Raw genomic sequence first — 13,144 nt, 5'->3', positions numbered from 1 at the left:
ATGTCACTGTCTTCGCACTCTCTGGGGCTTGCGCTGCGCGAAAAGCGCCGTTCGATGGGGCTGACGCAGGAAGCTCTATCGATGCAGACCGGAATTTCGCGTCCCACGATTCGCGCCATCGAGCAGGGAAAACCCACCGCGCAGATCGGGCTGGTTTTACAGCTTTGCGCGGATCTCGGGCTGGTATTGGAGTTACGCGATGCTGGTGCTTGATGTTCATCTCGAGGGGGTCGCGGGGCCTGTGGCGGAGCTTGCGCGCGATGATCACGGGCGGACCTCGCTGCGCTATCTGCGCGAGGATCTTCCCCATCCCCTGTCGCTCTCCCTGCCTGTGCGCGAGGCACCCTATGGTGATGCGCAGACGCGAGGGTTTTTCGCGAATATGATGTTCGAGAATAACCAGCAGTTGGATCAAGTTCTTGCGCGCTATCAGCTGGAGCGTTCGGATTTCGTGGGGCTTCTGGAACATCTGGGTTCGGATTGTCCGGGCGCGATCTCTGTCGGGCCGAAGGGGCAGGGGGGGGCGAAAATCCCCGGTGATATGAGCCGCGACTACGACCCGCTGACCCCCGAAGACCTGCACCAGATCATCGCCGATCTGCGCGACAGGCGCCCCCCGCTGGGTCAGAGGAAGGATCCTTCGCCTCTGGCGGGTGTACAGGGCAAACTGGCACTGACCCGTTTGTCGGATGGGCGCTTTGCTCTGCCCAAGGCGGGGCGACGCGTGCCCACAACGCATATTCTCAAGGTGCCTCGCGCCTCCGAGATGGCACTTGTCGGGCAAGAGCAGACAGCAATGGCGCTATTAGCGCGTCTGGTCGACCATCCTGTGGCCCAGACCGAAATTCTGGGTGAAGGCGAGTTGCGCGGGCTGTTGGTCACCCGTTTCGACCGGCATATTCACGGCGAGACCCTGCACCGAATCCATCAGGAAGATTTCGCGCAGGCATTGGGGCTACCGCCGCTGTTGAAATATACGCGGAATGCGGGGCCGGGGGCGCGTTTCGACGCCGAGGCTATGGGCCGGATCATCGCCGCATGTGCCAGCCCGGGCGCTGCACGTCTCGCACTCTTTACCCTTACGATGGCCAATCTTCTGTTGGGCAATAGCGACAATCACGCGAAGAACCATGCGTTACTGTGGCAGGGTCCGCGGCCCGACCTCGCTCCGGCCTATGATGTGTTGCCGATCCTCATGGACCGCGAGGTAACGCATGAGCTGGCCTTTCCGATAGGGCATGCCCGGCTGCTGGACGAGGTCACCCATAGCGATCTGGACCAGTTTGCCCGCGCCTTGGGGATGCGGCGTATAACCGCAGCGCTGCAGGGGCGTATAAGGTCACTTCTGGGCACTGCCTTCGAGGCCCATGCGCTCATGCGGGGGCCACAGAGCAAGGGGTTGCGCGACGTGATCGCCGAGCAGGGGAGCCATTTGGCACAGCTGTTTGCGTATGACGATCCCATCCCTGAGGGAGATCTTGTGCCCCTCAACCGGCCCTGACGCCTGAAATATTCGCTGCTCCAATACGAATATGTTGCAATTCTCCGTCATCTTGTATGATAAGTTGTGTTACTTATCTGTGAGCTATGCGATGGATGTGTTGTCCGTCGGCAAGGAGGATCCGCAATGGCGAATACTGGCCCCGCCGGAGAGAAAGGCCCGCGCGCGCGAAGAGGAACGCTGGTCGCCCGGCTGGCCGCGACCTTGCGCGAGGAGATCGAGGAGGGCCGCGTGTTGCCCGGAGACCGTCTACCGAGCGAGAGTGCGCTGACCGAAGCGCATGGTGTGAGCCGAACAGTAGTGCGCGAGGCGATCGCGGCGTTGCGTTCGGAGGGCCGCGTCGAGGCGCGGCAAGGGGCGGGGGTCTTCGTGCTCGTGCCCAAGCCTCCCGTGGTCATGCCTTTCCGCAACCTCGATCCACAGCGGGTTTCTTCGACGATCGAGCTTCTGGAACTGCGCAACGCTATCGAGTCCGAAGCCGCAGCTCTTGCAGCGCAAAGGCTTGTGCCCCATTGGGAAGAGGCGCTTCTGGAGGCCAATGCGGGTTTCCGCGAGGCGGTTGCGCAGGGGCTGCCCACCGGCGAGGCCGATTACCGGCTGCATCTGGCCATCGCTCAGGCGACGGGCAATCCGCGGTTTCCCGAATTCCTTGAATTCATCGGCCCGGGGATCATTCCGCGGGCGGCACTCGGGGCGGGCGAGCCCAGGCACGAGGCCAGCGCCAAGGAGTATCTCGCGCAGATCAGCGACGAGCATGACCATATCATTCATGCGATTCTCGACCGTGACGAGGAGCGCGCCCGGGAGGCGATGCGCGTCCATCTGAAGGGTAGTTATCTGCGTTACCGCGCGGTTTTGCGCTAAAGAAAATCAATTCTCAACATATCATACAAATATATTGACTCTTGCCGAATTTGTTATTTACTTATCATACAAGCCCGAGGAGAGCGGGCATATTCGCGAGGAGGAGGCCATATGACCCCGCAAGAACTCAAAAATGCCCTAGGGTCAGGACTGCTGTCCTTCCCCGTCACCCATTTTGATGCCGAAGGGAAATTCGCCCCCGACAGCTACAAGGCCCATGTCGACTGGCTGTCCAATTACGATGCGCCTGTGCTCTTCGCCGCGGGCGGCACGGGCGAATTCTTCTCGCTGGCCCCGAACGAGATACCCGAGATCGTGGCGGCCGCGATCGAGGCGGCCGAGGGCCGCAGCGCCATCGTCTCCGGTTGTGGCTATGGCACCGCGATGGCCAAGGAGATCGCCCGTTCGGTCGAGAAAGTGGGCGGCGAGGGGATCCTGCTGCTGCCGCATTATCTGATCGATGCGCCGCAAGAGGGCCTTTATGCCCATGTAAAGGCGGTTTGCGATGCGACTGCGATGGGCGTGATGGTCTATAACCGCGACAATGCGGTGCTGCAGGCCGATACGTTGGCGCGGCTTTGCGATGCCTGCCCCAATCTCGTGGGCTTCAAGGATGGCACCGGCGATATCGGGCTCGTGCGCCAGATCACCGCCAAGATGGGCGACCGTCTGACCTATCTGGGCGGTATGCCCACGGCGGAACTCTTTGCCGAGGCCTATCTTGGGGCGGGGTTCACCACCTATTCCTCGGCGGTGTTCAACTTCGTGCCCGAGTTGGCGGTCGAGTTCTACCGTGCCTTGCGGGCGGGCGAGCGCGCCGTCTGTGAGCGCATCCTCAACGAGTTCTTCTACCCGTTCATGGCGATCCGTAACCGCTCCAAGGGCTATGCCGTCTCGGCGATCAAGGCTGGTGTGCGGGCGCAGGGGTTTGACGCCGGCGCGGTGCGCGCGCCGCTGAAGGATCTCGATAATGAGGAAATGGCGATGATGGAGGCGCTGGTCGCGCCCTATCGCCGCAAGATGGCCGCCTGAGGAGAGGCGCCCTGCGAGAGCGGGGAGCGGGAACGCTCCTCGCAAGGAGGACGGCCCCCGATCGCATTCGGGGAACCGCGGGAGGGATGGATAGATGAAGATCGTGGCGGTGCGCACGCACCTTCTGGATCACAGGCTCGCGACAGCCTTCGAGAGCGCATCGATGCGCTTTGACCGCCGGACCCATGTTCTGGTCGAGATCGAATGCGCCGATGGCACCATCGGCTGGGGCGAATGCCTCGGGCCCGCGCGCGCCAATGCTGCAGTGGTGGCCGCCTATGCGCAATGGCTGATCGGGCAGAACCCGCTCGAGACCGAGAAGATCTGGGCCGTGCTCTACAACGCGCTGCGTGATCAGGGCCAGCGCGGGCTGACGGTCACGGCGCTGTCGGGCATCGACATCGCGCTGTGGGATATTAAGGGCAAGCATTTCGGCGTGCCGGTCTCGACGCTTCTGGGCGGGCGCTTCCGCGAGACGGTCCGTGCCTATGCCACGGGCTCGTTCAAGCGCGACGGGGTGGACCGTGTAGAGGATAATGCCGCCGAGATGGCGGGCCACCGCGAAGCGGGCTTCCATGCCTGCAAGATCAAGATCGGCTTCGATATCGAGGAGGATCTGCGCGTGATCCGCGCCGTGCGCGAGGCGATCGGCCCCGAAATGCGGCTGATGATCGATGCCAATCACGGATATGATGCGATCGAGGCGATGCGTGTCGGTCAGGCCGCGGCGGAGTACGGGATCGCCTGGTTCGAGGAGCCGGTGGTGCCCGAGCAGCTTGACGCCTATCGTGAGTTGCGCGCGCGTCAGCCGATCCCGCTTGCAGGCGGCGAGACATGGCATACACGCTGGGGATTCCGCGAGCCTATCGAGACGCGGGCGGTCGATATTGTCCAGCCCGATCTGGCAGGCTGCGGTGGCTTTACCGAAGCACGGCGCATCGCCGATCTGGCGGAGCTGCACGGGGTGCGGGTCGTGCCGCATGTCTGGGGGACAGCGGTCCATATCGCAGCGGCTCTGCAATTCATGGCGGCCATGGTGCCCTCACCCGTGCGTCGCACACCGCTGGAGCCGATCATGGAATTCGACCGCACGCATAACCCTTTCCGTCAGGCCATCGTCACCAAACCCATTGAGCATGTGAACGGGGTCCTCACCATCCCCGATGGCCCGGGCCTCGGGATCGAGATCGACCGCGCCGCTCTGGCCGAATTTTCTCCGAAGGAGGATTGATCATGATCACCCGCAAACTCGAAGGCGCGGCGCTTGTGCCCGCTCTGCCCAAGGGCACGGTCGATACGCAGATGCATATGTATCTGGCGGGCTTTCCAGCGCGTGAGGGCGGGCCCGGGCTGCCGCCCGCGCCGCTCCCCGATGCGGATGCCTATCGCCGCGTGATGCGCTGGCTCGGGATTGACCGCGTGGTGATCACGCAGGGCAATGCGCATCAGCATGACAATGCCAATCTTTTGGCTTGCCTGCACGAGATGGGCGATATGGCGCGCGGCGTTGCGGTGATCTCGGGCGAGACGTCCGAGGCCGAGCTTGCGCGGCTCGATGGTGCGGGGGTCGTGGGCGCGCGGATCATGGATCTGCCGGGCGGTGCACTCGGGCTCGCGGCGCTCGAGGCGGTCGATGCGCGCGCATCAGAGATGGGCTGGATGATGGCGGTGCAGTTCGATGGCAACCGCATCCTCGATCTCGAGCCGCGTTTGAGGGCGCTCAAATCGCGCTGGGTTCTTGATCATCACGGCAAGTTCTTTGCCGGTGCGGGGCAGGCCGAGACCGCTGCCCTGAAACGTCTGATCGATGGCGGACGGATGTGGTACAAATTCGCCGGTGCCTACGAGAGTTCGCGCGCGGGCGGGCCGGATTTTGCGGATGTCGCCGTCTATGCCCGCGAGATTGCGGCCCATGCCCCCGAGCGGATCGTCTGGGGCACCAACTGGCCGCATAATGCCGCGCGTAGCAGTGAGGATTACCCCTGCGACAAGGCCCTCTGCGAGACCAGCCTCGGGTGGCTGCCGGATAGGGCAGCGCGCCAGAAGGTGCTCGTCGAGAATCCGCAGGAGCTGTACGGATTCGCCGCCCTCGGGTGAGAGGCGGCCCATGACATTCCGCGTCGCGCCTCGGGAGGAGGGCCGCGATCCGGTCGGGTGCGTCCCCGGAGGGACGCCCAATAGGACGGTCCGGCGGCCTGTCGCCTCCGGACTGAGAGAAAGGTCCATAGAGGCCATATCCAGGGAGGATACCATGAAGCTTCACACCACGATGATCGCAGCCCTTGCCGCCTCGACGCTCTGCGCGGGCGGCGCCATGGCCTGCGAAACAACCCTGCGCTCGGCCGATACCCATCCCGATGGCTATCCGACCGTCGAGGCCGTCAAATACATGGGCAAACAGCTCGAGGAGAAAACCGGTGGCCGGCTGTGCGTCGAGGTTTTCCCCTCCTCGCAGCTGGGCGAGGAAAAGGATTCCATCGAGCAGACCCAGTTCGGTGTCATCGATATGGTCCGCTCGAGCCTCGGCCCGTTCAACAATATGATCCCCGAGACGCGCGTGGTTTCGCTGCCCTATATCTTCCGCTCCGAGGAGCATATGCATCATGTGGTCGACGGCCCGATCGGGGAAGAGATCGCCGCGGCCTTCGTGCCCAATGATCTGGTGGTGCTGGCCTATTATGATGGTGGCGCGAGGAGCTTCTATAATTCCAAGCGTCCGGTGAAGAGCATCGAGGATCTCAAGGGGCTCAAGTTCCGTGTGATGCAATCGGATGTGTTCGTCGATATGATGGATGCACTTGGTGCCAATGCGACGCCCATGCCCTATGGCGAGGTCTATTCCTCGATCCAGACCGGTGTGATCGACGGGGCCGAGAACAATTTTCCCTCCTATGACAGCTCGGGCCATGCAGAGGTCGCCAAATATTACACGAATGACCAGCATCTGATCATGCCCGAGGTTCTCGCCATGTCGAAGATCACCTTTGACAAGCTCTCGCCCGAGGATCAGGCGGCGGTCAGGGAGGCGGCCAAGGCCTCGGTGCCTGTGATGCGCGATCTCTGGACCAAGCAGGTCGCAGCCTCGCTCGAGAAGGTCAAGGCGGCAGGGGCCGAGGTGATCACGGATGTCGACAAGCAACCCTATATCGACGCGATGGCGCCGCTCTACGCGAAATATGCCGACACGCCCGAGCTGAAGGACCTCGTGAAACGCATTCAGGATACCCAGTAATGGATACGCGCCCGCACATGTCTGACCAGTTCCACTCCCGCTCGGAACCCCATGGGCGGGCGGCCTCTTCCTACCGCCAGGCGATGCTTCGCCTGGCCATCCTCACCGGCTGGATCGGGACCGCCGCCCTGTGGGTGGCTGGCACGGGACTCGTGCTGATGACGGCGATGGTCTTCATGCAGGTGGTGTGCCGCTATCTCCTGGGCTTCTCGCTTCAGTGGGCGGAACCCGGATCGGTGCTGATTATGGGATGGTTCATCTTTCTTGGCGCCGCCGTGGGCATCCGCGAAGGCTATCACCTCTCTTTCGATGTCCTGCTCTATATCCTGCCGGGCTGGCTCAAACCGATCCTCTTCACGCTGTCGGAACTCGTGGTGGGGGCCTTCGGGGTCGGTATGGCCTATTATGGCTGGGAACTTGCCTCCAAGGTCGCCAAAAACGTCATGCCCACGCTGGGTCTCTCGCGGGCATGGGATTTCGCGCCGCTGATCGGTGGTGGTGTCCTTCTGGCCCTCTTCTGTGTCGAACGCATCCTGCGCCGCTGCGCGGGCCTGCCAACCGTCCGCTTCGGCGACGATGCGCTCGAGGAGTAATCCATGGAACTCGTTATTCTCTTCGGAAGCTTCGTCTTCCTTCTTCTGATCGGCACGCCGGTGGCCTTCTGCCTCGGGGCCGCAAGCCTCGCCACCGTCGCCTATATGGGCCTGCCGCCCGTGGTGGTCTTCCAGCGGCTCAATTCCGGCGTGTCGGTCTATTCGCTCATGGCGATCCCCTTCTTTATCTTCGCGGGCGATCTGATGGTGCGCGGCGATATCGCGCGCAGGCTTGTGGCCTTTGCCGCCGCCCTTGTGGGGCATCTGCGTGGCGGACTGGGCCAGGTGAATATCGCGGCCTCGCTGATGTTCGGCGGCGTCTCGGGCTCGGCCACCGCCGATGCCTCTGCGGTCGGCGGGCTGATGGTTCCGCAAATGCGCGCGCGCGGCTATGGCGCGGATTATGCGGTCAATATCACAGTGGTCTCCTCGATCATCGCGCTGATGATCCCGCCCTCGCATAACATGATCATCTATTCGATCGCGGCGGGGGGGCGGCTCTCCATTGCCGATCTTTTCACCGCAGGCATCATTCCGGGCTTCGTGCTGGCGCTGGCGCTGATGGCGGCGGCATGGTTCGTGGCCAAACGCCGCAACTATCCGCGCGAGACCTTTCCGGGCTGGTCGATGCTGGGGCAGCTGTTCCTGTCGGCCGTGCCGGGCCTGATCCTGATTGCGATCATCTTCGGCGGCGTGCGCTCGGGCGTCTTTACCGCCTCCGAAAGCTCCAATATCGCGGTGATCTATGCGCTTGGCGTGACGCTTCTGGTCTATCGCAGCCTCTCGTGGCGCGATTTTAAGGAGGCTACTCTGGCCGCCGTGCGCACCACCGCAATGGTGCTGATGGTGATCGGCTGTGCGGCCTGTTTCGGCTGGCTTCTGGCCTATCTCAAAGTGCCCGCGCAGATGGTGGCCTTCCTGCACAACTTCTCCGACAATCCGATCGTCATCCTGCTCCTGATCAACGTGATGCTGCTGATCCTCGGCACCTTCATGGATATGTCGCCGCTGATCGTGATCACGACGCCCATCTTCCTGCCCGTGGCGCAGGCCTTCGGGATCGACCCGATCCATTTCGGTGTCATCCTGATCCTCAATCTCGGGATCGGGCTTTGCACACCGCCTGTGGGGTCGGTGCTGTTTGTGGGCTGCGCCGTGGGGCGGATCGGGATCGGGCAGGTGCTGCGTTCGATCTGGCCCTTCTATCTGGCGGCTTTCGCGGTGCTTTTGCTGGTGACCTATATTCCCGCGCTCTCGCTCTGGCTGCCCGCGCTCTTCCATTGAGACAGGCGGTCCGACCGGCCCCCTGATGCGGGCCGGTCCGTTTTTTCCGAAGGAGATGACCTTGAAACGACTTCTGATCACAGGCGCGGCCGGTGGGGTCGGGCGTGCGATGCGCCCCCGCCTGCGCGATATGGCCCAGACCCTGCGTCTGGCCGATATGCTGCCCATTACCGATGCGGACACGCATGAGGAAACTGTGCTCTGCGACCTGAATGACGCACAGGCCGTGCGCGAGATGGTGCGCGGCTGTGATGGCATCCTGCATCTGGGCGGTAAGTCCACCGAAGGGGATTTCGAGACCATCCTCGAAGGCAATATCCGCGGCCTCTACAATCTCTACGAGGCGGCGCGGGCCGAAGGCATCACCCGCGTGCTCTTTGCCTCCTCCAACCACACGATCGGCTTTTACGAGCAGGATCAGCGGCTCAAGACAACCGATCCGATGCGCCCTGACAGCCTCTACGGCGTGTCCAAATGCTTCGGCGAGGCGCTTGCCTCGATGTATCACGATAAATTCGGCATCGAGACCGCCATCGTGCGGATCGGCTCGTGCTTCGAGACGCCCGCCAATCACCGGATGCTTTCGACATGGCTCTCCTATGATGATTTCGCGGATCTCGTGGCTTGTGTCTTCCGCGCGCCTAAACTCGGCTGCCCCGTGATCTGGGGAGCGTCGGCCAATCCGGCGGGCTGGTGGGAAAGCGTGGGGGCCGAGGCGATTGGCTGGCATCCCAAGGATAGCTCCGAAATCTTTCGGGCCCAGATCGAGGCGATGGGACCCAAACCCCCCGCCGATGATCCCAATAGCCGCTATCAGGGCGGTCTCTTCACGGTGGAGCCGATCCACCAGCGTCAGGGCGGGACGTGAGGCCCCTTTTGTCCCTGTTCCATAATTCCTAACGAGACGGAGAGTTCACATGAGTTTCATCCCGCATGGTAAGCATCTGGTTGCAGGCGCATGGATCGGCACCGAGGAGCGCTTCGCCTCCGATCCCGCGCATGGTCCGGCGCACCGCTTCTCGGTGGGCACGCCTGCGCTTGTCGATCAGGCCTGCAAGGCCGCCGAAGAGGCGTTCTGGAGCTATGGTTATAGCACACGCGAGACCCGCGCGTCTTTCCTCGAGACCATCGCCGAGGAGATCGAGGCCCGCGCCGAGGCGATCACCGAGCTCGGCACGCAGGAAACCGGCCTGCCAATAGCGCGGCTGCAGGGCGAGCGGGGCCGCACCACGGGCCAGCTGCGCCTCTTTGCCGCCCATATCCGCAAGGGCGAGTATCTCGACCGCCGCATCGATCCGGCCCAGCCCGAGCGTAAGCCCGCGCCGCGCCCCGAGATCCGGCTGATCGAGCGCCCCATCGGCCCCGTTGCGGTCTTCGGCGCCTCGAATTTCCCACTCGCCTTCTCGACGGCGGGGGGCGATACGGCGGCGGCCCTCGCCGCGGGCTGCCCCGTGGTGGTAAAGGGCCATTCGGCCCATCCCGGCACCGGCGAGATCATCGCCGAGGCGGTGGCCGCGGCGATTGCGCGCTGCGGGCTCGATGCGGGGGTCTTCAGCCTCATTCAGGGCGGCAACCGCCATGTGGGCCAAGCCCTTGTCGAGCATCCCGATATCAAGGCGGTGGGCTTTACCGGCTCTCTGGCAGGCGGGCGCGCGCTCTTCGATCTCTGCGCCAAGCGGCCCGAGCCGATCCCGTTCTTTGGTGAGCTGGGTTCGGTCAATCCGATGTTTGTGCTGCCCGCGGCCCTTGCGGCCAGAGGGCGCGAGCTGGGGGCGGGATGGGCCGCCTCGCTCAGCATGGGGGCAGGGCAGTTCTGCACCAATCCGGGGATCGCGGTCGTGCCTGCGGGCGCCGAGGGCGATGCCTTTGTCGCGGCCACTGCCGAGGCGCTGGCCAAGATCGGCCCGCAACCCATGCTGACCCAAGGGATCGCGCGGGCCTATAACGAGGGGAAGGCCCGGTTTGACGCGCGCAATTCGGTCCGGCCGGTGATGACCACCGAAAGCACGGGCCGCGAGGCCCGCCCCAATCTCTACGAGGTCGCGGCAGGGAGCTTCCTCGAGGATCATGCGCTGAGCGAGGAGGTCTTCGGGCCGCTCGGGCTTGTGGTGCGCGTGGGCGCTGCCGAGGAGATGCGCGATCTGGCCAAGGGATTCGAGGGGCAGCTGACCACGACGATCCTGATGGAAGAGGCCGATACCGAACTGGCGCGCGGGCTTCTGCCGGTGCTCGAGCGCAAGGCGGGGCGTGTGCTCGTCAACGGTTTCCCGACAGGGGTCGAGGTGGTGGACAGCATGGTCCATGGCGGGCCCTATCCGGCCTCGACCAATTTCGGCGCAACCTCCGTCGGCACGCTCTCGATCCGCCGTTTCCTGCGCCCAGTCAGCTACCAGAACCTCCCCGCGACGCTTCTGGGCGACGATCTTGTGGCCGCGCCCTGAGAGAGGGGCTATCGCGGCCTCGAGCGTAGGTTTCCGTCTCGCGCGCGGAGGGGGGAGGGGTCAGTCCGGCTCATAGCCCAATGCGCGCGAGACATCCGCGCCCGCGTCGCGCAGCATGGCGATATAGTCCTCGCGCCGTGCGGGGTCGAAGCGGAAGAGCGGGAAGGCGATGGAGATCGCGCCGACCGACTTGCCCAGATGGTTGCGGAGCGGCACCGCCATGCAGCGCACCCCGGCCTCGCTTTCCTCGATCTCCTCGGCAATTCCCTGCTCCCGCACGGCCGCGAGTTGTTCGAGCAGGGTTTCGGGCGTGGCAATCGTATTGGGCGCGCAGGGTTCGAACTGCATCTGCGCCAGACGTTCTGCGATTTCCTGTGGGTCACGGAAGGCCAGAAGCGCCTTGCCGAGCGAGGTGGAATGCAGCGGGTTGCGCATGCCTGTCGTGCATTTCATCGCGAGGTTATACATGGAAGGATAGCCGTGGATATAGACCACGCGCTGTTCGCCCGCATCCAGCACTCCCAGATTGATCGACTCCCCCGTGGCCCGCGAGAGTTGACCCATGGCCCGGTCGGCGACCTGCAGGAGATCGCTCTCCTGTTTGAGAGCCCGCGCCGCGACCGAGAAGAGCTTCATGGTAAGCCCGTAGCGTTCAGTCTCGGGGTCCTGGCTCACATAGCCCAGATCGACCATGGTCTGCAGAAGCCTGTGGGTCGTGCTCTTCGAGGTCATCGCATGTTGCGCGATCGTGGCCAGACTGGCCTGTCGGTCCTGCGAGAGCGTCTCGAGCACCGCGAACACCTTCAGCACCGAGGCGACATTGTCGGATTTCTGCGCTTTTTCGTCCATCCAGCCATTCCTATTATTATGAAACTGCATTCTGAAAAAGTTACATACGAATGTCAATCACTCATACGGCATCGTAAGATACTGTTGTTTATGCGAATTATAAAAATGGATTGGTGTTTTATTTTTCTTGAATCTGGATATGAACTATGTTTCCTTAATTTACGGAATAGCGTTCCATAAAAATAAAGGATGGGGCGTTAGGAGGAGGAGACATCGTTATGCACCCGTTGCTGCGACAAAAAGAGCGGTTCATGCCGCGCGAGGAGGTCTGCGAGCTGATCGACCGCCTGACCGAGAACCTGATCTCGATCGAGGACCGTACGGGCGAGTTCCTGCTGCGCCTCGAGGATGGCCGTGTGATCGATACCAAGGGCTGGGCAGGCTGGGAATGGACCCACGGAATCGGGCTTTACGGGCTTTTCCGCTACGCCCAACTGACCGGGCAGGCGCGGGCTATGCAGATCATCCGTGACTGGTTCGACGCGCGGCTGGCCGAGGGCACGCCCACCAAGAACATCAATACGGTCGCGCCGTTCCTCACCATGGCCGAGCTATATGCGCAGGATCGCGATCCCAGATGGGTCCCCTATCTCGAGGAATGGGCCGAGTGGGTGATGTACGAGATGCCGCGCACACGGGTCGGCGGGCTCCAGCATATCGTCTATAACTCGGTCAACGACCAGCAGATGTGGGATGACACGCTGATGATGTCGGTCCTGCCGCTGGCGCGGATCGGGCAGGTTCTGGGGCGGCCCGAGTATATCGAGGAGGCCAAATACCAGTTTCTCGTCCATGCCCAATATCTGATGGATACGCAGACGGGACTGTGGTTCCACGGCTGGACCTCGGAGGGCAATCACAACTTCGCCCGTGCGCTCTGGGCGCGGGGCAATAGCTGGATCACCATCGCGATCCCCGAATTCATCGAGATGCTGCGCCTGCCCGAGGGTGATCCGCTGCGCCGTCATCTGGTGATGATCCTTGCGCGGCAGGCACAGGCGCTGCGCGCGATGCAGGCCGAAAGCGGGCTCTGGCACACGCTTCTCGATGATCCCGAAAGCTACGAGGAAGCCTCGGCTGCGGCGGGCTTCGGTTATGGGCTTCTCAAGGCGGTGCGGCTGCGGCTTCTGCCGCCCGACTATGCGCAGACGGCCGAGCGGGCGGTGCGGGCGGTGATCGGGCGGATCTCGCCCGAGGGAGAGTTGCGCGATGTGTCCTTCGGGACCGCGATGGGGAGCGATCTCGACTATTACCGGCAGATCCCGCGCACCTCGATGCCCTATGGGCAGGCGATGGCGATGTTCTGCCTGAGTGAATATTTACGCGGATATATCTGATTTCATTGGAT

At 63.1% G+C, this 13,144-nt stretch carries 13 protein-coding genes; 12 read left to right on the top strand and 1 reads right to left on the bottom strand.

The features are described from left to right. The 11 genes from ABEB22_RS20905 to ABEB22_RS20855 all read left to right on the top strand — a co-directional run bounded on the left by ABEB22_RS20905 (window position 1) and on the right by ABEB22_RS20855 (window position 10,947). Window positions 1-213 carry a helix-turn-helix domain-containing protein gene (locus tag ABEB22_RS20905; protein WP_349294730.1) on the top strand — a complete coding sequence of 71 codons (213 nt, stop codon included), beginning with the start codon at window positions 1-3 and terminating at the stop codon, window positions 211-213. Then, entirely contained in the window at window positions 200-1,501 is a 1,302-nt protein-coding gene (locus ABEB22_RS20900; protein ID WP_349294729.1) for a HipA domain-containing protein, read from the top strand. The genes ABEB22_RS20905 and ABEB22_RS20900 overlap by 14 nt, the downstream gene beginning before the upstream one ends. A 126-nt stretch (window positions 1,502-1,627) precedes the next feature. Next, window positions 1,628-2,365 carry a FadR/GntR family transcriptional regulator gene (locus ABEB22_RS20895; RefSeq protein ID WP_349294728.1) on the top strand — a complete coding sequence of 246 codons (738 nt, stop codon included), beginning with the start codon at window positions 1,628-1,630 and terminating at the stop codon, window positions 2,363-2,365. A gap of 111 nt (window positions 2,366-2,476) precedes the next feature. After that, the gene (gene kdgD, locus ABEB22_RS20890) at window positions 2,477-3,397 is read left to right on the top strand and encodes a 5-dehydro-4-deoxyglucarate dehydratase (protein WP_349294727.1); all 921 of its coding nucleotides are present in this window, start codon (window positions 2,477-2,479) and stop codon (window positions 3,395-3,397) included. A gap of 94 nt (window positions 3,398-3,491) precedes the next feature. Then, window positions 3,492-4,628: a mandelate racemase/muconate lactonizing enzyme family protein gene (locus tag ABEB22_RS20885; protein ID WP_349294726.1), complete on the top strand. Its 1,137-nt coding sequence runs from the start codon at window positions 3,492-3,494 to the stop codon at window positions 4,626-4,628. A gap of 2 nt (window positions 4,629-4,630) precedes the next feature. Then, window positions 4,631-5,494, top strand: a complete 864-nt coding sequence (locus tag ABEB22_RS20880; RefSeq protein ID WP_349294725.1) for an amidohydrolase family protein — start codon at window positions 4,631-4,633, stop codon at window positions 5,492-5,494. 154 nt (window positions 5,495-5,648) lie between these two features. Beyond that, window positions 5,649-6,629 (top strand): TRAP transporter substrate-binding protein, encoded by a 981-nt coding sequence (locus tag ABEB22_RS20875; RefSeq protein WP_349294724.1) that lies wholly within the window; start codon window positions 5,649-5,651, stop codon window positions 6,627-6,629. Window positions 6,630-6,712: 83 nt separating this feature from the next. Continuing rightward, the gene (locus ABEB22_RS20870) at window positions 6,713-7,222 is read left to right on the top strand and encodes a TRAP transporter small permease (RefSeq protein ID WP_349294835.1); all 510 of its coding nucleotides are present in this window, start codon (window positions 6,713-6,715) and stop codon (window positions 7,220-7,222) included. A 3-nt stretch (window positions 7,223-7,225) separates the two neighbouring features. Then, a complete protein-coding gene (locus tag ABEB22_RS20865; RefSeq protein WP_349294723.1) occupies window positions 7,226-8,506 on the top strand; it encodes a TRAP transporter large permease in 1,281 nt (426 codons plus the stop codon). Between the two features lie 61 nt (window positions 8,507-8,567). Continuing rightward, window positions 8,568-9,374 carry an NAD(P)-dependent oxidoreductase gene (locus ABEB22_RS20860; protein ID WP_349294834.1) on the top strand — a complete coding sequence of 269 codons (807 nt, stop codon included), beginning with the start codon at window positions 8,568-8,570 and terminating at the stop codon, window positions 9,372-9,374. A gap of 49 nt (window positions 9,375-9,423) precedes the next feature. Beyond that, entirely contained in the window at window positions 9,424-10,947 is a 1,524-nt protein-coding gene (locus tag ABEB22_RS20855) for an aldehyde dehydrogenase (NADP(+)) (protein WP_349294722.1), read from the top strand. A 60-nt stretch (window positions 10,948-11,007) separates the two neighbouring features. On the opposite strand, the gene ABEB22_RS20850 is transcribed toward ABEB22_RS20855, so the two are convergent. Continuing rightward, window positions 11,008-11,796 (bottom strand): IclR family transcriptional regulator C-terminal domain-containing protein, encoded by a 789-nt coding sequence (locus ABEB22_RS20850; protein ID WP_349294721.1) that lies wholly within the window; start codon window positions 11,794-11,796, stop codon window positions 11,008-11,010. A 218-nt stretch (window positions 11,797-12,014) separates the two neighbouring features. Here ABEB22_RS20850 and ABEB22_RS20845 point away from each other — a divergent pair, with 218 nt between their 5' ends. Then, a complete protein-coding gene (locus ABEB22_RS20845; RefSeq protein ID WP_349294720.1) occupies window positions 12,015-13,133 on the top strand; it encodes a glycoside hydrolase family 88 protein in 1,119 nt (372 codons plus the stop codon). Window positions 13,134-13,144 lie beyond the last annotated feature (11 nt).

Origin of the sequence: Thioclava sp. 'Guangxiensis', from assembly GCF_045348365.1 — a bacterium.
GTDB classification, from domain to species: domain Bacteria; phylum Pseudomonadota; class Alphaproteobacteria; order Rhodobacterales; family Rhodobacteraceae; genus Thioclava; species Thioclava kandeliae.
This window is presented reverse-complemented; position numbering and strand designations above follow the sequence as displayed.

Excerpts from the sequence above, each read along its gene's own strand:
- kdgD (WP_349294727.1), top strand. The coding sequence starts at position 2,477 with ATGACCCCGCAAGAACTCAAAAATGCCCTAGGGTCAGGACTGCTGTCC.
- ABEB22_RS20870 (WP_349294835.1), top strand. The coding sequence starts at position 6,713 with ATGCTTCGCCTGGCCATCCTCACCGGCTGGATCGGGACCGCCGCCCTG.
- ABEB22_RS20850 (WP_349294721.1), bottom strand. The coding sequence starts at position 11,796 with ATGGACGAAAAAGCGCAGAAATCCGACAATGTCGCCTCGGTGCTGAAG.
- ABEB22_RS20905 (WP_349294730.1), top strand. The coding sequence starts at position 1 with ATGTCACTGTCTTCGCACTCTCTGGGGCTTGCGCTGCGCGAAAAGCGC.
- ABEB22_RS20875 (WP_349294724.1), top strand. The coding sequence starts at position 5,649 with ATGAAGCTTCACACCACGATGATCGCAGCCCTTGCCGCCTCGACGCTC.
- ABEB22_RS20880 (WP_349294725.1), top strand. The coding sequence starts at position 4,631 with ATGATCACCCGCAAACTCGAAGGCGCGGCGCTTGTGCCCGCTCTGCCC.
- ABEB22_RS20865 (WP_349294723.1), top strand. The coding sequence starts at position 7,226 with ATGGAACTCGTTATTCTCTTCGGAAGCTTCGTCTTCCTTCTTCTGATC.
- ABEB22_RS20885 (WP_349294726.1), top strand. The coding sequence starts at position 3,492 with ATGAAGATCGTGGCGGTGCGCACGCACCTTCTGGATCACAGGCTCGCG.
- ABEB22_RS20895 (WP_349294728.1), top strand. The coding sequence starts at position 1,628 with ATGGCGAATACTGGCCCCGCCGGAGAGAAAGGCCCGCGCGCGCGAAGA.
- ABEB22_RS20900 (WP_349294729.1), top strand. The coding sequence starts at position 200 with ATGCTGGTGCTTGATGTTCATCTCGAGGGGGTCGCGGGGCCTGTGGCG.
- ABEB22_RS20855 (WP_349294722.1), top strand. The coding sequence starts at position 9,424 with ATGAGTTTCATCCCGCATGGTAAGCATCTGGTTGCAGGCGCATGGATC.
- ABEB22_RS20845 (WP_349294720.1), top strand. The coding sequence starts at position 12,015 with ATGCACCCGTTGCTGCGACAAAAAGAGCGGTTCATGCCGCGCGAGGAG.